This is a genomic window from Streptomyces sp. NPDC036984, from assembly GCF_055607665.1.
In genome coordinates, this window is the sequence record NZ_JBVJRL010000013.1 from 191,567 (window position 1) to 215,531 (window position 23,965).

Here is a 23,965-nt window from a genome sequence, read left to right on the forward strand (position 1 = left end):
GTTGACCGCGCCGGGCGCCCGGCGGACGCTCGTCATATAGGTGCTCGATACAACTGGTTTGCCGGCCGGCCTTTCCCGCCCGCGACAGCACAGGTGGGACCGGGCGCCGGCCGGGAGCCGGAGGCGGGAGGTAGCGCATGTGCGGCATCACCGGGTGGGTCTCCTTCGACCGTGACCTGACCACCGAGGCCACCGCATTGCATGCGATGACCGAGACGATGGCCTGCCGGGGCCCGGACGACCGCGGCACCTGGGTCGAGGGTCCCGCCGCCCTGGGGCACCGCCGGCTCGCCATCATCGACCTCCCCGGCGGCCGTCAGCCGATGTCCCTGCCGGCCTCCGAGGGGACCGTGGCCCTCGTCTACTCCGGAGAGGCGTACAACTTCACCGAACTGCGCCGGGAACTGCGCGACCGTGGCCACCGGTTCAGCACCGACTCCGACACCGAGGTCGTGCTGCACGGCTATCTGGAGTGGGGCGACGCGGTCGCCGAACGCCTCAACGGCATGTACGCGTTCGCCGTCTGGGACGGCCGGCACGACAAGCTCGTGATGATCCGCGACCGCATGGGCATCAAGCCCTTCTACTACCACCCGACCGCCGACGGCGTCCTGTTCGGCTCCGAGCCCAAGGCGATCCTCGCCAACCCGCTGGTCCGGCCCCGCGTCGCGCTGGACGGTCTGCGCGAGCTGTTCGTCATGGTCAAGACCCCGGGACACGCCGTCTGGGACGGCATGCGCGAGGTGGAGCCCGGCACCGTCGTCACCGTCGACCGGTCCGGCCTGTCCACCCGCGTGTACTGGCGCCTGGAGACCCACCCGCACACCGACGACCGCGCCACCACCATCACTACCGTGCGCTCGCTCCTGGACGACATCGTGCGCCGCCAGCTCGTCGCCGACGTGCCGCGCTGCACCCTGCTCTCCGGCGGACTCGACTCCTCCGCCATGACCGCGCTCGCCGCCCGGCAACTCGCCGCGCAGGGCGAGAAGGTGCGCAGCTTCGCCGTCGACTTCGCCGGCCAGGCCGAACACTTCGTCGCCGACGAACTGCGCGGCACCCCCGACACCCCGTTCGTGCACGACGTCGCCCGGCTCGCCCGGACCGACCACCAGGACATCGTGCTCGACGCCCAGTCCCTCGCCGACCCCGCCGTCCGCGAGCGGGTGATCCGGGCCCGCGACCTGCCGGCCGGCTTCGGCGACATGGACGCCTCGCTGCTGCTGCTCTTCCGCGCCGTCCGGGAGAAGTCCACGGTGGCCCTGTCCGGCGAGTCCGCCGACGAGGTCTTCGGCGGCTACCTCCAGTTCTTCGACGAGGAGGCGCGCCGCGCGGACACCTTCCCGTGGCTCGCGACCATGGGCCGCCACTTCGGCGAGGACGCCGGAGTGGTGCGCGCCGACCTCGCCAAGTCCCTGGACCTGGACGGCTATGTGGCCGACGGCTACCGGACCGCCGTCGCCGGCATCGACCGGCTGGACGGCGAGAGCGACTTCGAGTACCGGATGCGGCAGATCAGCCATCTGCACCTGACCCGCTTCGTGCGGGCCCTGCTCGACCGCAAGGACCGGATGAGCATGGCCGTCGGCCTGGAGGTCCGGGTGCCGTTCTGCGACCACCGGCTGGTCGAGTACGTCTACAACGCGCCCTGGGCCCTGAAATCCTTCGACGGCCGCGAGAAGAGCCTGCTCCGGGAGGCGGCCGCGGACGTCCTGCCGCGCTCGGTGTACGAGCGGGTGAAGAGCCCGTACCCGTCCACGCAGGACCCGCGGTACGCCCGCGCGCTCCAGGAGCAGGTCAAGGAGTTGCTCGCCCGGCCCTCCCACCGCGTCTTCGACCTCGTCGACCGGGACCGGGTCCGTCGGGCGGCCGAGCGGAGCGCTCCGGTCAGCACCCAGGCGGCCCGGCGCGATCTCGAACGCACCCTGGACCTCGCGGGCTGGCTGGACCTCTACTCGCCGGAGCTGGTGCTCGACTGAGCCGTCCGCGCCGGTGCTCAGTCGAGCCCGATGATCCGGTCCGCGGCCGCCGCCGACCGCTGCCACCACGTGGTCACCGGCTCCCAGACGAGCACCTGCCGCCCGATGCCGAGCTGCGCGGCGGTGAAGGACCGGCCCCAGTGCGCGGCCGACGCCGCCACCGTGACCGCGTCCACCCGGCGGGCCTCGGGGTCCGCCGGGTCGGCGATGGTCCGCACGTCGGCGTGGGCCGTGCCGCCCGCGGCGAGCCGGTACGTCCCGGTGCCTCCCTCGGGCAGGGGCAGCGCGGCCCCGTCCAGGTCGCCGAAGGTCACCGTGGGCACGCGGTCGACGACGCAGGCGCGGGCGCCGCGGTTTTCGACGCTGACCCGCAGCACGGTCGGATCGCCGGCCGCGGCCTTGGCCCGCAGCGTCAGCGACTTCTCCGCGCAGCGGACGGGCCGGTCGTGGCCGGTGGCGGCCTGGCTCTGCGGAGCGGTCAGCAGCAGGGCCGCAGCGGCGGCCGAGACGGCGGGTACGGCGATGGCGGCGCGGATACGCATGGCGGTGTCCCCCAGGGGCAGTGGTTGACGGGATACGGCGGCCGAAGCGCGCCTGCCCAGTGTGACGAGCGCGGAGGCCGGCAGGTTGCCCCGGTTCGCGGCTGTTACCCGGTTGCGCCACTCCTGTCACCGGCCGGTCGTGTCCGTGCCCGTCAGCCGGTGGTGTCCGAGCTGCCGTCGTCGCCGGCCGCGGCCGCCGGGCAGGAGCTGCCGCTCGCGGGCAGCGAGCCGTACAGCAGGAAGTCGTTGACCTTGCGGTGCACGCATGTCGAGGAGGAGTACCCGGTGTGGCCCTCGCCCTTGTTGTCGAGCACCACCGCCGACGGGCCGAGCCGGCGGGCCGTCTCCACCGTCCACCGGTACGGCGTCGCCGGGTCGCCGCGCGTGCCGACGAGCAGCATCTTCGCCGAGTGCACGTTCCGCACCTCGTCACGGATGAAGTCGGTCCCCCTGGGCCGGCCGTAGCACATCAGCAACTGGGTGAGCCGGTAGCGGCCGAAGACCGGCGACGCCTGCTCGTAGGCGGCCCGCAGGTTCTTCAGGTCCTCGGTGAGCCGCGCCGCGGCCGGCCGGTCGGGATCGTCCGCGCAGTTGATCGCCATCAGCGCGGCCGGCAGATTGTCCGCCGGGACGTCCTGGGCGTCGACCAGCCCGCCGTCCCCGCGAGGCAGGCCGATGCCGCCCGTGGAGAAGGCCAGGACGCGCCGGGTGTCGCCGTCCTCGATCAGCGAGGCCAGCGCGCGCTCCAGCGAGGGCCACAGCTCCCTGCTGTAGAGAGCCTGCCCGATGGCGCCCACCAGGTCCTGGCCGGAGAACGAGCCGCCGAAATCCGTGGGCACCGGGTTCTCGTCGAGCGAGCGCACCAGCCGGAGCACCTCGTCCCCGGCCACGCGCCGGTCCTGACCGAACGGACAGCCGAGATCCGTCGCGCACCAGTCCAGGAAGTCGTCCAGCGCGGTCTGCTGCCCCTCGGCGCCCGCCACCCCCTGCTCCGACAGCGACTCGGTCAGCGTGTCCACGCCGTCGAGGACGAGCCGGCCCACCTTGCCGGGGAACTGCGCCGCGTACACCGCGCCGAGCCGGGTGCCGTAGGAGAAGCCGAGGTAGTTGAGTTTCTTGTCGCCGAGCGCCTGGCGGATCACATCCAGGTCGCGGGAGGCGTTCACGGTGCCGATGTGCGGCAGTACCGGGCCGGAGTTCCGGGCGCACTCGTCGGCGGCGTGCCGGAGCTGCTTGAGCAGCATCTGCGGATGGCTGATGTCGGCGTCCTCGTTCGTCACGGCCGAGGCTTCGTCACTGCCCTCGCCGCAGCTGACGGGGGAGGAGCGGCCGACGCCGCGCGGGTCGAAGGTGACCACGTCGTAGCCGTTGGTCAGGTCCATGAACTCGTTGCCGCTGGTGGCAAGTTCCGGGACGCCGGCACCGCCGGGGCCGCCGAAGTTCAGCACCACCGAGCCTCGCGACTTCCCGGTGGCGCGGTAGCGGGCCAGTGCCACGTCGAGCGTGCCCGCGCGCGGTCGCGCGTAGTCGAGCGGCACGGTGACCTTCGCGCACTGGAGATCCTTCGGCATGTCCGGGCCCGTGCAGGCGGCCCACGTCACCTTCTGCCGGTAGAACCGGGACAGGTCCGGCTCCGGCTGGTCGCCGGAAGCCGCGGGCAGCCCGGCGCCGAGCAGCGCGAGGGCGAGCGCCGAGGTGCCCGCGCAGCGCCGCACGGCGGGCCGTGTGGACAGCTTGACCAGCATCGATAGCCTCCCGGGGCGCCCGCAGCGGACCGGGACGGCGCCCTCGGATCACCATAAGCGGGCCCCGGACGGCCCGCCTCCGGACGAGCGGGACGGCACGCGCCGTCGTATCCTCCGCACCCTCCGTGGCGGTTGTCGATCATTCCGCGGCTTTACATCAGGTTCGATAACAGTGCCGCTCGATGGGGTGAAGGACCGATAAGGCATAACTCTGATGGTTCGCCGGCGTTTTAGGAGGTGCGGGCGAGTGCCCGCGACGATGTCTGGAAGGCAGGGAACCTATGAGACGGGCTACCCGAAACGGTGTGATCGCCGTCGCCGCCGCGTCCGGCGCGATGGCCGTGGCGATGCCGGTGTCCGCCGCCTTCGCGGCCGGCGGCGCCGACGCCCAGGGCTCGGCGGGCGGCTCGCCCGGGCTGGTCGCCGGCAACGGCATCCAGCTCCCGGTGCACGTGCCGGTGAACGTCTGCGGCAACACGGTGAACGTCGTGGGGCTGCTCAACCCGGCCGAGGGCAACGCCTGCGCGAACACCGGATCCGGCAAGGGCGCCGGATCCGGAAAGGACGGCGGGGCGTCCGCGTCCGGCGGGGCCTCCGCCCAGGGCCGCACCGCGGATTCGCCCGGAGTGCTCTCCGGCAACGGGGTCCAGCTCCCGGTCGACCTGCCGGTGAACGTCTCCGGCAACAGTGTCGACGTGGTCGGCCTGGGCAACCCGGCCCACGGCAACCAGTCGGTCAACGGCCCCGGCGACCACCCCAGCGCCCCGCACACCCCCGTGCCCACACCCCGGGCCCCCGAGCACCCGGCCCCCGCCCGCTCCCACCCCGTCCCGCACCCGCGCCCGGCGGCGTCAACGCTGGCCCACACCGGAGCGGACCTGACGGCCCCGGCCGTCGCCGGCAGCGCCGCGCTCCTTGTCACGGGCGCGATCCTCTACCGCCGCTTCCGCCCGGGCCGCCCCCACTGACCCGGACCCCGCACGGCCCCACCGGACACGCCGGTGGGGCCGGTCCGGGGCGGGCTCGGCGCGCGTCGGGCTCCCCGGCCGGGCCCGCCTGCCGTGCGGCCGTATCGGCCGTCGGATGCGGGCCGTGTCGGCCGATCTCCCCGTGGCGTCGCCCCCGTTGATCCGGAAGGATACTGCGGGCGGCCCGGCCGAGTGCCGTGCCGCACGACAGTCCGACCCTCACGGAAACGGAGCGCACCGATGACCGTTGCGGCCCCCCACGACCTCGTCGTCACGCAGGCCACCCTCGCCGACTGGCCGGTGATCAGCGCCTGGGCGGCGGCGGAGGGCTGGAATCCGGGGCTGTCCGACGGGCCCGCGTTCTTCGCCCAGGATCCCGACGGGTTCTTCCTCGGCCGGATCGACGGGGAGCCGGTCTCCGCCGTCTCCGTGGTCAACCACGGCCCCGCCTACGCCTTCCTGGGCTGCTACCTGGTCCGCCCCGACCTGCGCGGCCACGGCCACGGCCTCACCACCTGGAAGACCGCCCTGGCGCACGCCGGGGACCGGACCGTCGGCCTGGACGGAGTCGTCGCCCAGCAGGACAACTACCGCCAGTCCGGCTTCGAACTCGCCTACCGCACGATCCGGTTCACCGGCACCGCGCCGGAGAGCGAGACGCCCACCGGGGTCCGCCCCGCAGGCCCCGCCGACCTGGCCGCGCTCACCGCCTACGACAGCGCCTGCCACCCCGCCGACCGCCCCCGCTTCCTCGCCGCATGGCTCACCGCACCCGGCCACCACGCCCTGGTCCGCGAGGACGGCGGGCGCATCACCGGCTACGGCGTGCTCCGCCCCGGCCACGACACCCTGCGCATCGGCCCCCTCTTCGCGGACACCGCCGACGACGCCCGGGCCCTGTTCGCCGCCCTCACCGCCGGTGTCGCGGGCCGAGAGGTCGCCCTCGACGTGCCCGAGCCGAACGCGGCCGGCGTCGCCCTCGCCGAAGCGGCGGGACTCCGTCCCTCGTTCGAGACCGCCCGCATGTACACCGGGCCGGTGCGCGCCCATGCCAGGGAGCGTGTGTTCGGCGTCACCACCCTCGAACTGGGCTGACCGTCACGGCAGTTCGGCACGCCGGCCGGCCTGGACGCAGCGGTGCAGGTCCCGACCTCGTCCACCGGCTGCGGCACCGGCCCCGGCCCGGTCACGTGGGGCCCGGGCGCGCCGCCCGGCCGGGAAGGCGTACCGGCGCCCCGCCGCGACCGTCGCGAGCGCCAGCAGCACCGGCGGGAGCGCGGTCCACGGCAGCGCCCCGGCGCCCAGTGTGTCCAGCACCAGACCGCCGGTGAGCGAACCGGCCGCGATGCCCGCGTTGTACACCGTGGTCTGCAGCGAGGTCGCCACATCGGCGTGGACCGGCCCCGCCGCGTCGACCAGCGCGGTCTGGATCAGGGTGGGCGCCCCGCCGAAGGCCACGCCCCACAGCGCAACCGCACCGGCCGGCAGCCACGGCACCCCGGCGCCCCAGCCCAGGACCGGCAGCACGGCCGCGACCAGCGCGAGCGCCCCCAGCAGCGCGGGCCGCGGGTACCGGTCGACCAGCGCAGCCGTGAGCCAGATCCCCGCCACGGTGGCGGTCCCGAACAGCGCGAGCAGCAGGCCCGTACGGCCGCCGTACCCGGCGTGCGCGGCGAACGGGGCGACGTACGTGTACATCACCTGGTGGCCCAGCAGCAGGAACAGCGTCACGGACAGCACCGGGCGGATCCCGGGCCGGAGGGCGACCCGGACCAGCGGTACCCGCGCGTGCGCCGGCTCGCCGGGGAAGCCGGGCACCCGGAGCCTCACCCAGCCCACGAGCAGGACGGCGAGCACGGCGAGTGTCCCGAACGCCGCCCGCCAGCCCACCGCACCGGCCAGCGCGGTACCGGCGGGCACCCCCAGAGCCAGGGCCGGCGTGATCCCGGCCAGGACCACCGCGATGGCCCGGCCGCGCCGTTCGGCCGGCACCATCCGGGCCGCGTACCCGACGAGCATCGCCCAGAGCGTGCCGCCCATCACCCCGGCCAGCAGCCGGGCCGCGACGGTGAGCGGATACGACGACGACAGCGCGACCAGCGCGTTGCTCACGGCGAACCCCAGCAGGGCTCCGCACAGCACCGGCCGCCGGGGCAGCCCGCGCAGCGCCGCGGTGACCGGGATCGCGGCCACGAGGGAAGCGGCGGCATAGGCGGTGACGAGAAAACCGATCCGGGACCCGGCCACGCCCAGCGGGGCGGCCATCGCGGGCAGCAGGCCCGCCGGGAGCAGTTCAGTCAGCACGGCGGTGAAGGCGGCACAGGACAGGGCCAGCAGCCCCGACCACGGCAGGCGACCGCCCTTGGCCTGGGAGGACAACGTCATGCGACCATGGTCGAAGCCTCACATCAGTGTGAAGGTCAAGCGCGGTTCGAGGAGGCGGGTATGCGGATCGGTGAACTCTCCCGCCGTACGGGGGTCCCCACCCGGCTGCTGCGCTACTACGAGGAACAGCATCTGCTCCACCCCGAACGCAGCGGGAACGGCTACCGCAGCTACCCGGAGGCCGCGGTCGCGCAGGTGCAGCAGATCCGGGGCCTGCTGGACTCCGGGCTCACCACCGAGATGATCCGCGCGATCCTGCCGTACCTCTGCGGGCCCGGCCATCTCGTGCCGGCCCCGGAGAGCGTGCCGCCGGAGACGGCCGCCCTGCTCCAGGAACACATCGACCGCATTCAGGCCCGGATCGACTGCCTGGCCCGCAACCGCGACCGGCTCACCGCCTACCTGGCCGCCGTCCGGCCGGACGAGGGTGCCCGGAGCGGATAAGTCCGTTGCCTCACCCGCTGGTTCCTGATGAGGTGGCAGGCCATGGACCACAGCGCCCTTCTCGCCCGCTACGACCGTGACATGCGCGAGGGCGCCCGGCCCGACGGACCCGCGGCCAGGATCGAACGGGCCGGCGCGGTCGTGCGCCAGATCGCGGACCCACAGGGCTGGAACGGCGTGCTGTGGTCCGGTCTCGACGCGGCGGCCGCGGACCGGGCGATCCGTGACCAGGTCGCGTACTTCACCGGCCTGGGCCGGGACTGCGAGTGGAAGCTGTACGCCCACGACGAGCCGGCGGACCTCGGGGCTCGGCTGCTCGCCGCCGGCTTCCGGGCCGAGCCCGCGGAGACGCTGATGATCGGCGAGGTGGCCCGGCTCGCGCTCGACACCGCGCCCCCGGCCGGTGTCCGCTTCGTCCGGGTCACCGACCCGGTCGACGTCGACCTCGTCGTGGACGTGCACGAGAGGGCCTTCGGGACCGACGGCGGCCGGCTGCGGCACCGACTGCGCGCCCGCCTGGCCGCCGACCCCGGCACGGTCGTCGCCGTGGTCGCCCTCGCCGGCACCGAACCCGTCAGCTCCGCACGCATGGAGCTGGTGCCCGGCACCCCGTTCGCCGGACTCTGGGGCGGCGGCACGGTCGAGGCATGGCGGGGCCGGGGCATCTACCGCGCCCTGGTCGCCCACCGGGCCCGCGTCGCCGCCGCCCAGGGCTACCGCTACCTCCAGGTCGACGCCTCGCCCATGAGCCGCCCGATCCTGGAACGCCTCGGCTTCCGGCCACTGACCACCACGACGCCGTACCTGTACGAGAGCTGACTGGGCGGCGGGCCCGGGTGCCGTCCGGTGCGGCCAGCCCCAGGGCCGCCAGGGTGACCCGGACGAACCACTCGACCCGGCCGGGCCCCTTGGCGGATTCGGACTGCTGCTCACCGGAGCGGCCGTCCAGCTCGGCACCGGCACCCCCGCCCACGCGGCGACCACCCACCGGATCCTGTTCGACAACGCCCACGCCGAGACGGCCGGCAACGCCGACTGGATCATCTCCACCAGCCAGCCCGACCCGCTCGGCCAGGACTCCTCCCCGTCCGCCGAGACGGACTGGACCGGCGCCCTGTCCTCCTGGGGCGTGGCGCTCCAGAAGACCGGCAGCTACAGCCTGAGGACGCTGCCCTCCGGGTCCAGCCTCGCGTACGGCGGCACGTCCGCGACCGACCTGTCGAACTTCGACACGCTGGTCCTGCCCGAGCCCAACACGATGTTCACGGCGGCCGAGAAGACGGCGATCATGAACTTCGTGAAGAACGGCGGCGGCCTGTTCATGATCTCCGACCACACCGGCGCCGACCGCAACAACGACGGCTACGACGCGGTCGAGATCTTCAACGACCTGATGACGAACAACAGCGTCGACTCCACCGACCCGTTCGGCTTCTCCGTCGACTCGCTGAGCATCAGCTCCGACCACCCGTCGGCCATCAGCGGCAGCACCGACCCGGTGCTGCACGGCTCCTTCGGCACCGTCACCAAGAGCCTCATCGCGAGCGGCACGACCGCCACCCTGAAGCCCGCCGACAACTCCAGCGTCAAGGGCCTTCTCTACCGCACCGGTTACTCCGGCAACACCGGCGCCTTCTTCGCCACCAGCACCTTCGGCAGCGGCCGGGTGGCCTTCTGGGGCGACAGCTCCCCGATCGACGACGGCACCGGCCAGTCCGGCAACACCCTCTACGACGGCTGGAACGACTCCACCGCCACCAACGCGCCCCTCGCCCTCAACGCCACCGAGTGGCTGGCCGGTGCGGGCGGCAGCAGCGACGGCGGAGGCGGTGGCGGCACCTGTACGGCCGCCCAGCTGCTGGCCAACCCCGGCTTCGAGTCCGGCGCCACCTCCTGGACCGCGTCCAGCGGTGTCATCACCGACGACACCGGCGAGGCCGCCCGCACCGGCTCCTACAAGGCATGGCTGAACGGTTACGGCTCGGCCCACACCGACACCCTCGCGCAGACCGTGACCATCCCCGCGGGATGCACGAGCGCCACCCTCAGCTTCCACCTCCATGTCGACACCGCCGAGACGACCACCTCGACGGCCTACGACACCCTCAAGGCGCAGGTCCTGGGCAGCAGCGGAACGGTGCTGTCGACCCTCGCCACGTACTCGAACCTGAACGCGGCGAGCGGCTACACCCAGCGCAGCTTCAGCCTCGCGAGCTACGCGGGCCAGACGGTCACGATCAAGTTCACCGGTACCGAGGGCTCCACCCTCCAGACGTCGTTCGTCATCGACGACAGCGCGCTCGACGTCGGCTGAGCCACGTCGAGAGGGGGGTGGGCCGCGCCGGCCCACCCCCTGTCCCGCCGGGCCGGCCGGGTCACCCCGCCGGGACGGACCGCTGTGCCGTGTTCCAGCCCGAGACCCGCACCCCCGGTGCCGAGCCGTGCAGGTCGGCCGTCCGGTAGGCGGCGGTCAGCGTCACCGACTCACCCGGCCACACGCTCACCTCGTTGTCGGACCACCGCACCGGCAGCACCGGCCTGCCCTGCCCGTCGACCAGGTGGACATCCGTGAACAGAGCCGGGGTGGTGCCGGTCCCGGTGTTCCGGAGGGTCACCGTCGTGGTCGACATGCCGCCGGACGACTCGGTCGACGCCGTCGCCGACACCGGCACCCGAGCCATCGAGGCGAGCCCCTTGAGATCGGCGTAGCTCGTCGTCGGCGTGTGCCACCAGTCGGTGCCGGCCCAGTCGAGCTCGTCCGGCCGGGTGGAGAGCCAGTACACGTTCCGGCTCACCTCCCTGCCGCCGGCGTCGGTCAGCACCAGCCGGAGCAGGTGCGTCCGCGACAGACCGCTCACCGACACCGGCAGCGTGAGCGCCGGGGCGTGGGCGCCGTCGCCCGCGACCGTCATCCCGGTGACGGTCTTGTCGTACCTCTGCGTCCCGTCGGGGTCGAAGAGCGTGGCCCGGGCGGTGAGTCCCTGCTCGGCGGCATGCCGGTTGTTCACCACCACGACCGAGCGGTTGTCGTAGGAGTACTGGATGTGCAGCGGTTCGTTCGCCTTCTTCGCCCCGAAGTAGGCGCCGTTCTGGTCCAGATAGCGGTCCGTCAGCTGCCAGTGCAGGGACGTCCAGCCACTGTTGAACATCCAGTACACCACGCCGGTGGCGGGCTCGGCCGCGTCCGTGGCGTTGCGGCCGTACGCCTCGAACTGCGCGCGGACGGTCTCGTACTGGGCCAGCTGGGCCTTGCGTACGTAGTCGGTGAGGCCCGTGGGCGCGCCGTAGCGGCCGGAGAGGGCGTTGTCGTAGACCCTGAGCGTGCCGAAGACGGACGACGGCGAGCGGTGGTACTGCCTGGCCGCCGGGTCCTTCCACAGCGTGTCCAGTTCGACGGGCGTCAGCATCCGGCGCAGCGTGTCCAGGGTGGGGATGCTCGGGCCCGCGCTCGTCTCGGAGTTGAAGCCGGTGGCCCCGCCCTCGCGCTTGGCGTACCAGTAGCCGGGCGGCACCCAGTCGTAGGGGCCGGTCATCTTCATGCCCGAACGGCCCAGCTGGGGCGAGGACGCCTCGGAGGCCGCGGGAATCACGGGGACGGGCCAGTCGGCGGCCTTCAGGGCGTCCAGGTAGCCCTTCTCGATCGTCGCGTCGGGGGCGGAGTCGCTGCCGATCAGGAAGGAGAGCACGCTCGGATGGCCGCGCAGCCGGGCGGCCTCGGCGGCCATGGACGCCTTCGCCACGGCGTGGTCGGTGCCGGTCCACTTCTTCCCTGACCCGCTCGGGTTGACCTCGCCCTCCCATTTGTCGCAGCACTCCCAGCCCGGGAGGACGAGCACGCCGTGGCGGTCGGCCAGCTCGAAGAACTCGTCCGGCTCCAGGTGGCCCTCCAGGCGGAGGGTGTTCAGGCCCAGGTCGACGGCGTACTTCAGGCGGTCCTCGGCGTAGGTGCGGTCCCAGCGCAGGAACTCGTCCGGTGACCAGCCGCCGCCCTTGATCAGCAACTTGCGGCCGTTGATCCGGTACTGGCGGGCGCCGTCGGAGTTCAACGGCGCCCGCACGTCACGGATGCCGAAGGTCTCGTGCGCGGTGTCCGACGTCGTACCGGCGACGGTGGCGGTGAGGTCGAGGTCGTACAGCGGCTGGCCGCCCATGCCGGCCGGCCACCACACCTTCGGCGACGTGAGGTGGAGTCCGGGTACGTCGGCGGGGGAGAAGGTGACGGTCTTCGTCTCGTGGGCGGCCAGCGGCACCGTCCTGGTGAAGTGCGTGCCGCCGATGCTGCCGGAGATCTCCGCGGTGACCGCCGCGCCGGAGTCGTTGCGGGCCCGGGCCTTCACGGTCAGGTCGGCCGTGGCGAGCGAGGGCAGGGCCGGCTCGGTCACCACGTGCGCGTCGCGCAGCGCGACCGGGCCGCCCCGGCGCACCAGGACGTCCCGGACGAGGCCCATGTTGCGGTCGGGTGGCGGCTGGAGCCAGTCCAGCCAGCCCATGGTGAGGTGCTGGTTCGGGTCGTTGGGCCGGACCCGGAAGGCGACCGTGTTCGTCCCGGACCTGACCTGGGAGGTGATGTCCAGCTCGTGGTGGGTGTAGACACCGGTCACCTCGGCGGCCTCGGCCACCCGCCGGCCGTTCACATAGACGTCGGCTGCCGAGACGACGCCGCTGAAGTCCAGCAGGGTGCGCTGCCGGGTGTCCTCGACGGTGAAGTCCGACCGGTACCACCAGGGGACCTCGAAGGCGGCCTGCGGGATCCTCTGCTGGTTGGTGGAGTGGAACGGGTCGGCGTACACGCCGTTCGCCAGCAGTGCGGCCAGCACCGTGGAGCGGGGTCCCGCCGGGTACCAGCCCGTCGCCGGATAGCCGGGGGAGGACACGGCCGTCGCGGAGTCGCCCACCTTCGCGGTGGACTGGACGGCGTAGCCGGACAGCGGGGTGCCGGTGCCGGCGGCGGAGGGGACACGGGTGACCCGGGCGGGCCCGTGTGCGGGCGCCGGCTGCCGGTCGCCGGGCCAGGCGGCGGAGGTGAGTGTGCCGAGCAGACCGAGGACCAGGGCGGTGCGGACGTACCGGTATCCGGAGGCGGGGCGAGGGAACACGGGGCTCTCCAGGCTCGTAAAGTTAGGAAACTTTACTAATTTGACGCACGCTAGGGCGCTCCACGGCGGGCGTCAACGACCCGCGCCGGGGTGGCGCCGAAGCGGGGTCAGGTTCCGGCCGTCCGGCGCTCGAACACGATGTCCCGGGCGGTGTCCAGGGCCGTGGCCACCGCGCCCAGCAGGACGGCGTCCTCGCCGAGCCGGCCCGGCGCGATCCGGGGGCGCAGCGGGGTGAGGGCGCGCAACCGCTCCCGCACCGGCCCGAGCAGCGGGCCGACGCTGTGGCCGACCCCGCCGCCGAGCACCACGAGGTCCGGGTCGAGCACGGCGGCGGCCGCCGCCACGGTGTGCGCGATCCGCTCGCCCTCCAGCTCCACCGCCCGCGCGGCGGCCGCATGACCGTCGCGGGCCGCGTCGAACACGGCCTTCGCCGTGAGGGGCCCGCGCATCCCGAACTGCCGGGCGGCCTCCACCACCGCCACCCCCGACACCGCATCCTCCAGCCGCTCCGGCTTCAGCCGGCCGTGCCAGGGCAGGAAGCCGATCTCTCCGGCCAGCCCGTGCGCGCCGGTGAACAGCCGCCCGTCGCTGACCACCCCCATCCCGACCCCGGTGCCGATCAGGATGTACGCGAAGAGCCGGCTGCCCGCGCCGACACCGTACGTGTACTCGCCGAGCGCGGCCAGATTGGCGTCGTTGTGCACCTCCAGGGGGACGCCCAGCTCCGCGCGTATCCGGTCCACGAGCCCGGACCGCCCCCAGCCCGGCAGATGCATCGCGTACCGCACCCGCTTCTGCCTCGCGTCGTACACCCCGGGCGTGCCCAGCACCCCGTGCACCACCTCCCCGGGCTCCACACCCGAGTTCGCGATCACCTGACGGGCGGTGGTCACCACCAGGTCGAGCAGGGCGGCGGAGGTGCGGGCCCGATTGCGTACGTCGGCCCGGGCGACGACCGTGCCGTCCAGGTCGACCACCGCCACGCGCAGCCGGCCCCGGCCGATGTCGACACCGAGGGCGTACCCGGCGGCCGGGTCGGGGGCGTAGAGCACCGCGGTGCGGCCGCGCTCCGGGCTGTGCGTGCCGACCTCGTGCACCAGGCCGGCCGTCGCCAGCGAGGCCAGCGCGCTGGAGACCGTCGGCTTCGACAGACCGGTCTCCCGGGCCAGTTGGGCGCGCGAGGCGGCGCCGAGGGCGCGCAGCCGGTCCAGGAGCAGCCGCTCGTTGGTACTGCGCAGGCGCCGGCGGCTCCAGGGCTGTTCCTGCTGCTCTTCGACGTCGCCGGCGGTCATCCCACCATTCTCGTGCATGCCCGACGCATACTTGACGCCCCTAGTAAGGCTCCTTAACTTTATCGGCCTGCCGGCCTCCGCCGGGGTGCGGCCGGGCCCGTCGCGTCAGGAGTCCCCATGTCCGGTAGCCCGCCACCCACGGGTGGTTTCGTCCGTCGCGTCGGTCTGTTCCAGGCCACGGCGATCAACATGAGCCAGATGTGCGGCATCGGCCCGTTCGTCACCATTCCGCTGATGGTCGGCGCGTTCGGCGGTCCCCAAGCGGTCGTCGGGTTCGTCGCGGGCGCGGTCCTGGCGCTCTGTGACGGTCTGGTCTGGGCCGAGCTGGGCGCGTCCCTGCCCGGCTCCGGCGGCAGTTACGTGTATCTGCGCCAGGCCTTCCAGTACCGCACCGGCCGTCTGATGCCGTTCCTGTTCGTGTGGACGGCGATGCTCTTCATCCCGCTGATCATGTCCACGGGCGTGGTCGGCTTCGTGCAGTACCTGGGCTATCTCGCCCCCGGCCTGGGGCAGGCCACCGGCGACCTGATCGGCCTCGGCGTCATCGCCCTGGTGGTGATCCTGCTCTGGCGCGGCATCGAGCACATCGCCCGGATCACCGCCGTGATGTGGGCCGTGATGATCGCCTCGGTGGTGCTGGTGATCGCCGCCGCGGCCACCGACTTCAGCCCGCACCTCGCCTTCACCTACCCGGCCCATGCCTTCGACCCGGCCGGCGGCCACTTCTGGCCGGGCTTCGCCGCCGGCCTGACCATCGGCATCTACGACTACCTCGGCTACAACACCACCGCCTACATGGGCGCCGAGATCAAGGACCCGGGCCGCACGCTCCCGCGCTCCATCCTCTTCTCGATCCTCGGCATCATGGTGATCTACCTGCTGCTGCAGATCGGCACCCTCGGCGTCGTCGACTGGCACCGGATGACCGACCCGCACGACATCGCCTCCAGCTCGGTGGCCTCCGCGGTGCTGGAGGAGACCTGGGGCAAGGGAGCGGCCGACACGGTGACCGTGCTGATCCTGATCACCGCGTTCGCCTCCGTCTTCGCCGGGTTGCTGGGCGGCTCCCGGGTGCCCTGCGACGCCGCCCGCGACCGGGTCTTCTTCCGCCCGTACGAGAGGCTGCACCCGAAGCACCGCTTCCCGATGCTGGGCCTCGCGACCATGGGCGTGGTCACCGCCGCCGGCTTCCTGATCGGCCGCCACACCGATCTCGCCACCCTGATCCAGCTGCTCACCACGGTGATGGTGATCGTCCAGGCGCTCGCCCAGATCGTCGCGCTCACGGTCCTGCGCAAGCGGCAGCCGGCCCTGCGCCGCCCGTACCGGATGTGGCTGTACCCCCTGCCGGGCATCGTCGCCTTCGCCGGCTGGTGCGTGATCTACGGGTACGCGGACGAGAACTCCCCGGGCCGTCGTCCCGTCGAGTGGTCCCTGGCCTGGCTGGCGCTCGGCTGCGCGGCCTTCCTGGTCTGGGCCCGGCGGGAACGCGTCTGGCCGTTCGGCCCGAAGGAGATCGGCGAGGAGTACCTGACCCGTGAGGTGAGCGAGGAGCGCAACACCCCTGAAATGAGCTAGATTTACCGGCGTCGAAACGATCCTCCCCGGCCGGACCCGCGTCCGCCGGGGATGCTTTCGTTCATGACCGACATCCTCACCGACGCCATGACCGCGGACGTCGTCGTCCGCCCCGCCACCTCCGCCGACCGGCCCGCCGTGGACCGGCTGTGGCTGATGTTCCGGCACGACCTGTCCGAGTTCCGGGACGTCCTGCCCGCCGCCGACGGCGGCTTCCGCGCCGACCGCGTGGCGTCCGCCTTCACCGCGCCCGGCTGGGCGCCGTATCTGCTGACCTGCGGCGAGCATCCCGCGGGGTTCGCCTTCGTCCGTGGACTCGACGGTCCGGTACGCGTGCTGAACAGCTTCTTCGTGGTGCGCGGGGCCCGGCGCCGGGGCGTCGGGCTGCGGGCCGCGCGCGAGGTGCTGACCCGGCACCCGGGATCGTGGGAGATCGCCTTCCAGCACGACAACCCGGCCGCGGTGCGCTTCTGGCAACGGGTCGCCGAGGATCTCGCCGGCGCCGCGTGGACCCGCGAGGCCCGCCCGGTGCCCGGCCGGCCCGAGCTGCCCCCGGATCTGTGGGTCTCCTTCACCGTGCCGTCCGCGACAGGCGCGTAACCTTCGCGAGGAGCTCTACGACGACGGCGAGTGCTCGGGCGTCGCGTCCGGCCGGCCGTGTGGTCCCACCTCACGTCGTTGCTGGAGACCGGCCGGACCGCTGCCGCGGGAGCCGGGGCCGGTGCCGTCCCGCTTGCGTGCGGGCGGGCATGCGCGGGCCGGTCCGCACGGGCGGACCGGCCTGTGCCTTCCTTCCTTTCCTCGGTCTTCGCTCTTGCGGCCTGGGGGCGCCCTTCATCGCCCGTACCGGCGCATACCACTCCGAGGGCGAGAGCCAGGGCGCCGATGACGATGTTGTTGACGATCACGCCTGCGTCGGGGGCGCTGCCCACGATCCACGGAGCGATGATCATCCAGATGGCCATGGCGCACATGGCCCGGCTGAGGCCGTACATCCGCTCGGGGGCACGGGCGAATCCGAGTGCCAGCAGGCCAGTTTGCTCTCATCTTTCCCTTATGTTTCAGGGGCGTCCGAGGTTGCTGCGCAGTCGGCGCAGGCCCCGGCGCGCGTGGCTCTTGACCGTGCCCAGCGGCCACCCCGTGCGCTCGGCGATCTGGGTCTGGGTGAGGTCCTCGTAGTAGGCCAGGCGCAGCACGCACTGCTGGGGCGCGGGCAGCCGGGCCAGTTCCCGGCCGACCACGACACGGTCCAGGGCGGCCTCGGGCCGCCCGGCGGCGGACTCGGCCGGCGCCAGGGCCGCTCCGGCGGCCGCGATCAGCTCACCGCGGCGCGTCCGGGCGGACAGGGCGTCGGCGATCTTGCGGCGCGTGATGCCGACGATCCACCCCGCCACCGTCCCGCGCTCGGGCCGGTAGCCGGCGCATCCCCGCCAGACGCCGAGGAACACCTGCTGGGTGACGTCCTCCGCCTCCGCGGCGTCGCCCAGCGCGCGCCACGCCAACGCGTGCACCAGGCCCGACCAGCGGCGGTGGACCACACTGAGACATGCCTCGTCGCCGTCCACCAGGCCCCGGACGAGGAGCTCGTCGCTGAGGGCGTCGAGGGCGGAGGGCCCCGGCGGTGCACCGGCGGACCGGCCGGCGGGGGCCGCGATGCCGGGCGCGACGGCGGTCGCATACGGGCTCATGACGGCGGCTCCTTCGCGATACGTTCCGGGACGTGGCCCCGATGCGTTCATCGTGGGAGCCGGTGCTCCGCCGCTCCAACACGCATCGATTCTGCGTCGTATGGTCGTTGCATGGACGCGAGGGACGCGAGCGGTGCCGGGGCCGCCGAGCCGGGCGAGCCGAACCTGACGACCGGTGCGCTGGCCCGCCGGCTCGGCGTCTCGCCCACCACGCTCCGCTCCTGGGACCGCCGTTACGGCCTCGGCCCCGCCACCCGTGCCGAGGGCCGGCACCGGCGATGGACGCCCGAGGACGTGACGATGCTGGAGACCATGTGCCGGCTGACCGCGTCCGGCGTGCCGCCCGCCGAGGCCGCCCGGGCCGCCAAGGAGCGGGCGGCCTCGGCAGCCGCCCGGCGCCCGGCCGGCACCGCACCGCCCGGGCGTACCGGCCCGGCACCGGCCGCCGGCATGTCGCCGCCCGCCGACGCCCGGCAGGACGGCCGGGGCCTGGCCCGTGCCGCCGTCCGGCTCGACGCCCCGGCCGTCGGGGAGCGGCTGGAGGCCGCCGTGACCCGGTACGGCGTGGTGGCCGCCTGGCAGGACGTGATGGTGCCGACCCTGCACGCCGTGGGCCGCCGATGGGCCTCGGCGGGGGACCGGTACGTCGCCGTGGAGCACCTGCTGTCCTGGCACGTGTCCACCACCCTGCGCCGCCACACGCGGCAGTCGGCGGCGACGGCCGGCGCCCCGGGGGCGGGCCCGGTGCTCCTGGCCTGCGTCCCCGGCGAGCAGCACACCCTCCCGCTGGAGGCGCTCAACGCCGCACTGAGCCGGCTCGGTGTCCCGACCCGGATGTTCGGCGCCGCGGTGCCGCCGGACGCACTCGTGACGGCGGTACGGCGGCTGGGCCCGGCGGCCGTCGTGCTGTGGGCGCAGGCCCGCTCCACCGCGAGTCCGCCGCTGGCCGAGCACGTCGCCGCCATGGAGTGGGGCGTCAAGGGAGCGCGCTCGGCACCGCTGATGATGCTCGGCGGCCCCGGCTGGGCCGGCCGGCCCGCCCGCGGCGCACTCCGCCCGACCGCCCTGCCCGAGGCCCTCGACATCCTTGCGGCCACCTGCGGCACCGCGCCGGCCGACGGCCGCCGGACCGGCCCGCTCAGCCGCGGTCCCGGGCCCGCCTGAAGCGGGCCAGGCCGTCGGCGAGATCGATGACCGGGTCCGGATACGCGTCGGCGTGCGCCCGGTCCGCACCCCGCAGCTTCCACGGCTCGTGCACCGCCGCGCCCGCGACGTCCCGCAGCTCGGGCACCCAGCGCCGGACGTAGGCGCCGTCGGGGTCGTGCCGCTTGCCCTGGGTGACGGGGTTGAGGACCCGGTTCGGGCGGGTGTCCGTGCCGGTGCCCGCGACCCACTGCCAGTTCAGCTGGTTGTTGGCCACGTCCCCGTCGACCAGCAGGTCCAGGAAGTGCCGGGCCCCGACCCGCCAGTCGACGTACAGCGTCTTGGCCAGGAAGCTCGCCGCGAGCAGCCGGGCCCGGTTGTGCATCCACCCCTCGTACAGCAGCTGACGCATCGCCGCGTCGACCACCGGATAGCCGGTACGGCCCTGACGCCACGCCTCGATGTCGTCACCCGCCGTCCGCTCCGAGCGCCAGCGGTCGTGCTTGGTGCGGTAGTCGGCCACGGCCGCGCCGGGCCGCGCCGCCAGCACCTGCCGGTGGAAGTCCCGCCACGCGACCTGCCGTACGAACGCCTCCGCTCCAGGCCCGCCCGCGCGGCGCGCCCGGTGGACCAGCTCGACGGGGGAGAGGGTGCCGAAGTGCAGATGCGGCGAGAGCCGCGAGGTGGCGTCCCCGGCCAGGTCGTCGTGCCGGTCCTCGTAGGCGGCGACGCCGGAGCGGAGCCAGGCGGCGAGCCGCTTCCGTCCCGCCGTCTCGCCGCCCTCGGCCAGCCCCGGCGAGATCTCCGGCGGCGCGGCCCGCGACGGCAGTTCCTCGGAGCCGATGCCCGGCGGGACGCGGACCGAGCGGGGCGCGTCGAGCACGGCCCGCAGCGGCTGCTCCGACCACTGCCGGAAGTACGGCGTGAACACGGCGAAGTGGTCCGAGGAGGCGGGGGTCACCGCGCCGGGCGGCACCGCGGTGGTCACCGCGTCGTGCACGTACAGCCGGCGCCCCTCGGCCTCCAGGGCGCGCCGCAGCCGCCGTTCCCGGCGATGGGCGTAGGCACTCACGTCGGCCGCCATGTGCACCTCGTCGGCATCCGCCTCCGCGGCCACTCGGCACACCTCCGTCACGACGTCACCCGAGCGCACCACCAGCCGCCCGCCGCGCCGGCGCAGCCCGGCGTCCAGGTCCCGCAGGCAGTCGGCGAGGAACGCCGTCCGGTTGGGGGCCGCGAAACCCGCGCCGGCCACACCGGTGTCGCGGACGAACAGCGGGACCACCTCGCGGGGACCGGACAGCGCGGCCCGCAGGGGCGGGTGGTCCTGAAGGCGCAGGTCGGCGGTGAACAGGACGACCGAGACGTACATGGCGCGGCTCCGGGTCGGGGATGCGGACGCTGAGCGGTTCCGGTGTGCCGGGCCCGGCGGATGCACCCTCAGCGCACGGACCCGGGCGCCTGCCGGGCCGCCGCCCGCGCGATGTTGCGGGCCATCCCGCCGAACACCACGGCGTGGAACGGCGAGACACCCCACCAATAGGCGTGGCCGAGCAGCCCGCGCGGATGGAACAGGGCCCGCTGGCGGTACCGGCTGCGGCCGTCGCCGTCCGGCTCGGCGGACATCTCCAGCCAGGCCAGACCGGGCAGCCGCATCTCCGCCCGCAGCCGCAGCAGGTGACCCGGCTCGATCTCCTCCACCCGCCAGAAGTCCAGCGAATCACCGGCCCGCAGCCGCTCGGCGTCCCGGCGGCCCCGGCGCAGACCGACACCGCCGGCCAGCCGGTCCAGCCAGCCGCGCAGGCTCCAGGCGAGCGGGAAGGAGTACCAGCCGTTCTCCCCGCCCACGCCCTCGATCACCCGCCACAGCTCGTGCACCGGGGCGTCCACCACCGCCTCGCGCCGGTCGGTGTACAGGCTGCCGCCGGCCCAGGCGGGGTCGGTGGGCAACGGCTCGCTGGGCGCGCCGGGCACCGAGGCGGACGACCAGCGCGTGCTCACCGCCGCCTCGCGCACCCGGCGCAGGGCCAGCTGCACCGCCTGGTCGAAGCCGAGCGGATGCCCCGGCGGGTCCGGCAGGTACCGGGCGATGTCGTGCTCGTGGCAGACCACCTCGTGCCGCAGCGACTCGGTCAGCGGCCGCGCGATCGATGCGGGCACGGGCGTGACGAGCCCCACCCAGTGGCTGGACAGGCCCGGAGTGAGCACCGGCACGGACACGATGAGCCGCCGGGGGAGTCCCGCGACGCGCGCGTACCGGACCATCATGTCCCGGTACGTCAGGACGTCCGGCCCGCCGATGTCGAAGCAGCGGTTGACGTCCGCGGGCAGCCGCGCGCTGCCGGCGAGGAGGCGCAGCACGTCCCGGACGGCGATGGGCTGGATGCGGGTGCGCACCCAGCTGGGCGTGACCATCACCGGCAGCCGCTCGGTGAGATACCGCAGCATCTCGAAGGACGCGGAGCCCGAGCCGATGATGACGGCGGCACGCAGCACGGCGGTCGGCACGCCCGAGGCCAGCAGGATGCGGCCCACCTGCACGCGGGACCTCAGGTGCGGGGAGAGGCGGTCGTCGGGGACCTCGTCCGGGGCGAGAGCGCCGAGGTAGACGATGCGCCGCACGCCGGCCGCCTTCGCCTGTTCCCCGAAGATGCGGGCCGCGTGGCGGTCGGTCTCCTCGAAGCCCTTGCCGCTGCCGAGCGCGTGCACCAGGTAGTACGCCACGTCCACGTCCCGCATCGCCGCGGCGACCGACTCCGCGTCCGTGACATCGCCCCGCACCACCTCCGTCTCCCTCGCCCAGGGGTGGTCGCGCAGCTTGCCGGGGGAGCGGGCCAGGCAGCGCACCCGGTGCCCGGCGGCCAGCAGCTCGGGCACCAGCCGCCCGCCGATGTATCCGGTGGCACCGGTCACCAGGCAGCGGAGCGGGATCCCGTCCGCCGGGTCGTCGTGGTTCATCGCTTCCGGATCCTCCGTGTCGGCGGCCCCCTGTCATCACTTCCCCCCGCACCGGGTCCCCGGATGCGCTGCATCACCGGAACGGCGGCACGGGAATCGTCCGACATGTCCTCGCGGATCCGGGGCAGCCGAATCGGTACACGATGTACGTTTCCGTCCGGTCAGCGACGCAGGAGGTGGCCGCCGCCATGGGTGCGAGGGTGTTGGAGCGTTTTCCGGCAGGGGCTCCGCGGGGATCGTGGCCGGCGGAGGAGTACGCGGCGGCCCGGCGCGCCGAGGGTGAACCGGCGACCGTGGTGATGGACCTGAAGTCGGACGCTTTCCTCGTGGTGGTCGAGGGCCGCGAGGAGGACGGCGGCGCCTGAGCCCGGCCGTCACCCTCGTGCCGTGCAGAAGGCGCGGCCGCACAACATGGTTTCCACGGCCGCGCCTTCACGGAAAAGCAATGGTCCGCGATGCGGGACCGGCCGGGCCCTCCTTGACGGCCGTCACCGGCTGCTGCCACGATCGACGCCATGACCACGCGACTGGACCTCACGCGACGACGCCATGTCGACCTCGCGCGCGTCTCCAGCGCCTCCTGTCGCGTCGCGGCCTGATCGCGCGGCTCTTCGCCCGGTCCGCCGCGCTCACTTCCTTCCCGGCACCGCCTGAATTCCCCCGGACGACTCCGTTCCGTGTGGAATGCGGTACGTCCGGAAATCGGCACGGAGCAATTCCGCCACCGGAATTCCGCATGCCCGCGGCTCCCTGAAATCCGCCTGCTCCGCGGCCCTTTTCGTCCACGTCACCCGGCGGCAGGGCACCGCGCGGCAGCGGCGGTTCGCGGTGTCCGCAGGCCCTGGCGCCTCACACCCGCACCCATCGACGGCACGACCCGGCCCGCCGGACGATCCGGCACCCGGGCCGGTACGTGTGCAACGCAACCCGGCCGCCCCGGCACGGACTGCCCTGATCGGAGACCCGCGTGTCCCTCACCTTCCACTGGTTCCTGCCCACCAACGGCGACAGCCGCGATGTCGTCGGCGGCGGCCACGGCACCCCGGCGACCGCCTCCGGCCGGGACCGGCCGCCCACCGTCGGGTACCTGAGCCAGATCGCCCGGGCCGCCGAAGACCTGGGCTTCGTCGCCGCCCTCACCCCGACCGGCGCCTGGTGCGAGGACGCGTGGCTGACCACCGCCATGGTCAGCCGGCACACCGAACGGCTGAAGTTCCTGGTCGCGTTCCGGCCCGGCTTCGTCTCGCCCACGCTCGCCGCCCAGATGGCGTCCACCTTCCAGCGGCAGACCGGCGGACGGCTGCTGCTCAACGTCGTCACTGGCGGCGAGAGCCACGAGCAGCGGGCCTACGGCGACTTCCTCGACAAGGACGCCCGGTACCGCCGTACCGGCGAATTCCTGCACATCGTGCGGGAGTTGTGGGAAGGAAAGAGCGTCGACCTGCACGGGGAGCACCTCCGGGTCGAGGAGGCGAAGCTCAGCCGCTTGCCCGCTCCGGCGCCCGAGGTGTACTTCGGCGGTTCCTCGCCCGCCGCCGGCGAGGTCGCCGCCCGGTACGCCGACGTCTACCTCACCTGGGGCGAACCGCCTGCCCAGGTCGCCGAGAAGATCGCCTGGATCCGGAAGTCGGCCGCCGGGCACGGCCGTACCCTGCGCTTCGGGATCCGGCTGCACGTCATCGCCCGCGACACCGCGGCGCAGGCCTGGGCCGAGGCGGACCGGCTGCTCGCCGGGTTCGACCCGGAGACCGTACGGGCCGTACAGGCGGGCCTCGGCCGCAGCGAGTCGGAGGGCCAGCGGCGCATGCTCGCGCTGCACGGCGGCAGCCGGGCGAGCCTGGAGATCCACCCCAACCTGTGGGCCGGCATCGGGCTCGTACGCGGCGGCGCCGGCACGGCCCTGGTCGGCAGCCACGACGAGATCGCCGAGCGCATCGAGGAGTACCACGCCCTCGGCATCGACGAGTTCGTCCTCTCCGGCTATCCGCACCTGGAGGAGGCGTACTGGTTCGGCGAGGGTGTCCTGCCCCGGCTCGCCGCGCGGGGACTGTGGACGCACCCCGGCGCTGCGGCGGTCGCCGGCTCCGCGCAGGTGCCGTTCGCCGACTGAGCGCCACTGAGGGGCGGGCCGAACGGCGGTACGGGGG

Annotated in this window: 20 protein-coding genes and 1 pseudogene; 12 read left to right on the forward strand and 9 right to left on the reverse strand. The window is 73.7% G+C overall.

Annotation, left to right across the window (positions count from 1 at the left end; genetic code table 11):
• The first annotated feature begins 137 nt into the window (after positions 1 to 137).
• Entirely contained in the window at positions 138 to 1,979 is a 1,842-nt protein-coding gene (asnB, locus tag ACZ7DL_RS23935; protein WP_470776822.1) for an asparagine synthase (glutamine-hydrolyzing), read from the forward strand.
• Positions 1,980 to 1,996: 17 nt separating this feature from the next.
• On the opposite strand, the gene ACZ7DL_RS23940 is transcribed toward asnB, so the two are convergent.
• The gene (locus tag ACZ7DL_RS23940) at positions 1,997 to 2,521 is read right to left on the reverse strand and encodes a DUF4232 domain-containing protein (protein WP_470776823.1); all 525 of its coding nucleotides are present in this window, start codon (positions 2,519 to 2,521) and stop codon (positions 1,997 to 1,999) included.
• A 152-nt stretch (positions 2,522 to 2,673) separates the two neighbouring features.
• Positions 2,674 to 4,266: an alpha/beta hydrolase gene (locus ACZ7DL_RS23945; protein WP_470776826.1), complete on the reverse strand. Its 1,593-nt coding sequence runs from the start codon at positions 4,264 to 4,266 to the stop codon at positions 2,674 to 2,676.
• Positions 4,267 to 4,547: 281 nt separating this feature from the next.
• Between ACZ7DL_RS23945 and ACZ7DL_RS23950 the strand changes: the two genes are divergently transcribed.
• Both ACZ7DL_RS23950 and ACZ7DL_RS23955 read left to right on the forward strand, forming a co-directional pair.
• The gene (locus ACZ7DL_RS23950; protein WP_470776828.1) at positions 4,548 to 5,234 is read left to right on the forward strand and encodes a chaplin; all 687 of its coding nucleotides are present in this window, start codon (positions 4,548 to 4,550) and stop codon (positions 5,232 to 5,234) included.
• 240 nt (positions 5,235 to 5,474) lie between these two features.
• Positions 5,475 to 6,329 (forward strand): GNAT family N-acetyltransferase, encoded by an 855-nt coding sequence (locus ACZ7DL_RS23955; protein ID WP_470776830.1) that lies wholly within the window; start codon positions 5,475 to 5,477, stop codon positions 6,327 to 6,329.
• A gap of 3 nt (positions 6,330 to 6,332) precedes the next feature.
• On the opposite strand, the gene ACZ7DL_RS23960 is transcribed toward ACZ7DL_RS23955, so the two are convergent.
• Complete coding sequence (locus tag ACZ7DL_RS23960) at positions 6,333 to 7,619, reverse strand: MFS transporter (RefSeq protein ID WP_470776833.1); 1,287 nt, start codon at positions 7,617 to 7,619, stop codon at positions 6,333 to 6,335.
• A 60-nt stretch (positions 7,620 to 7,679) separates the two neighbouring features.
• Here ACZ7DL_RS23960 and ACZ7DL_RS23965 point away from each other — a divergent pair, with 60 nt between their 5' ends.
• From ACZ7DL_RS23965 to ACZ7DL_RS23975, 3 genes are all read left to right on the forward strand, one after another.
• On the forward strand, positions 7,680 to 8,063 hold the full coding sequence (locus ACZ7DL_RS23965) for a MerR family transcriptional regulator (RefSeq protein ID WP_470776835.1): 384 nt from the start codon (positions 7,680 to 7,682) through the stop codon (positions 8,061 to 8,063).
• A 42-nt stretch (positions 8,064 to 8,105) separates the two neighbouring features.
• Entirely contained in the window at positions 8,106 to 8,882 is a 777-nt protein-coding gene (locus tag ACZ7DL_RS23970) for a GNAT family N-acetyltransferase (RefSeq protein WP_470776837.1), read from the forward strand.
• A 103-nt stretch (positions 8,883 to 8,985) separates the two neighbouring features.
• Positions 8,986 to 10,377: a hydrolase gene (locus tag ACZ7DL_RS23975; RefSeq protein ID WP_470776925.1), complete on the forward strand. Its 1,392-nt coding sequence runs from the start codon at positions 8,986 to 8,988 to the stop codon at positions 10,375 to 10,377.
• A 61-nt stretch (positions 10,378 to 10,438) separates the two neighbouring features.
• Here the strand turns inward: ACZ7DL_RS23975 and ACZ7DL_RS23980 are convergent, their stop codons facing one another.
• Positions 10,439 to 13,159: a glycoside hydrolase family 2 protein gene (locus tag ACZ7DL_RS23980; RefSeq protein WP_470776839.1), complete on the reverse strand. Its 2,721-nt coding sequence runs from the start codon at positions 13,157 to 13,159 to the stop codon at positions 10,439 to 10,441.
• A gap of 107 nt (positions 13,160 to 13,266) precedes the next feature.
• Positions 13,267 to 14,451 carry an ROK family protein gene (locus tag ACZ7DL_RS23985; RefSeq protein WP_470776840.1) on the reverse strand — a complete coding sequence of 395 codons (1,185 nt, stop codon included), beginning with the start codon at positions 14,449 to 14,451 and terminating at the stop codon, positions 13,267 to 13,269.
• A 117-nt stretch (positions 14,452 to 14,568) separates the two neighbouring features.
• Between ACZ7DL_RS23985 and ACZ7DL_RS23990 the strand changes: the two genes are divergently transcribed.
• Both ACZ7DL_RS23990 and ACZ7DL_RS23995 read left to right on the forward strand, forming a co-directional pair.
• Positions 14,569 to 16,029: an APC family permease gene (locus tag ACZ7DL_RS23990; protein ID WP_470776842.1), complete on the forward strand. Its 1,461-nt coding sequence runs from the start codon at positions 14,569 to 14,571 to the stop codon at positions 16,027 to 16,029.
• Between the two features lie 63 nt (positions 16,030 to 16,092).
• Complete coding sequence (locus ACZ7DL_RS23995; protein WP_470776844.1) at positions 16,093 to 16,629, forward strand: GNAT family N-acetyltransferase; 537 nt, start codon at positions 16,093 to 16,095, stop codon at positions 16,627 to 16,629.
• 221 nt (positions 16,630 to 16,850) lie between these two features.
• Here the strand turns inward: ACZ7DL_RS23995 and ACZ7DL_RS24000 are convergent.
• Positions 16,851 to 17,063, reverse strand: a pseudogene (locus tag ACZ7DL_RS24000) (SPW repeat protein); the annotation flags it as partial.
• Positions 17,064 to 17,090: 27 nt separating this feature from the next.
• A complete protein-coding gene (locus tag ACZ7DL_RS24005; protein ID WP_470776846.1) occupies positions 17,091 to 17,717 on the reverse strand; it encodes a sigma-70 family RNA polymerase sigma factor in 627 nt (208 codons plus the stop codon).
• Positions 17,718 to 17,828: 111 nt separating this feature from the next.
• Here ACZ7DL_RS24005 and ACZ7DL_RS24010 point away from each other — a divergent pair, with 111 nt between their 5' ends.
• Positions 17,829 to 18,881, forward strand: a complete 1,053-nt coding sequence (locus ACZ7DL_RS24010; protein WP_470776847.1) for a MerR family transcriptional regulator — start codon at positions 17,829 to 17,831, stop codon at positions 18,879 to 18,881.
• Here ACZ7DL_RS24010 and ACZ7DL_RS24015 read toward each other — a convergent pair.
• Both ACZ7DL_RS24015 and ACZ7DL_RS24020 read right to left on the reverse strand, forming a co-directional pair.
• Positions 18,856 to 20,232 (reverse strand): cryptochrome/photolyase family protein, encoded by a 1,377-nt coding sequence (locus ACZ7DL_RS24015; RefSeq protein ID WP_470776850.1) that lies wholly within the window; start codon positions 20,230 to 20,232, stop codon positions 18,856 to 18,858. The two genes, ACZ7DL_RS24010 and ACZ7DL_RS24015, sit on opposite strands and share 26 nt — an antisense overlap.
• A 68-nt stretch (positions 20,233 to 20,300) precedes the next feature.
• Complete coding sequence (locus ACZ7DL_RS24020) at positions 20,301 to 21,818, reverse strand: SDR family oxidoreductase (RefSeq protein WP_470776852.1); 1,518 nt, start codon at positions 21,816 to 21,818, stop codon at positions 20,301 to 20,303.
• A 188-nt stretch (positions 21,819 to 22,006) separates the two neighbouring features.
• Here ACZ7DL_RS24020 and ACZ7DL_RS24025 point away from each other — a divergent pair, with 188 nt between their 5' ends.
• From ACZ7DL_RS24025 to ACZ7DL_RS24035, 3 genes are all read left to right on the forward strand, one after another.
• Positions 22,007 to 22,183: a hypothetical protein gene (locus tag ACZ7DL_RS24025; RefSeq protein ID WP_470776854.1), complete on the forward strand. Its 177-nt coding sequence runs from the start codon at positions 22,007 to 22,009 to the stop codon at positions 22,181 to 22,183.
• Positions 22,184 to 22,333: 150 nt separating this feature from the next.
• A complete protein-coding gene (locus ACZ7DL_RS24030; RefSeq protein WP_470776927.1) occupies positions 22,334 to 22,417 on the forward strand; it encodes a putative leader peptide in 84 nt (27 codons plus the stop codon).
• Between the two features lie 368 nt (positions 22,418 to 22,785).
• Complete coding sequence (locus tag ACZ7DL_RS24035) at positions 22,786 to 23,928, forward strand: LLM class flavin-dependent oxidoreductase (protein ID WP_470776856.1); 1,143 nt, start codon at positions 22,786 to 22,788, stop codon at positions 23,926 to 23,928.
• Positions 23,929 to 23,965: the final 37 nt, after the last annotated feature.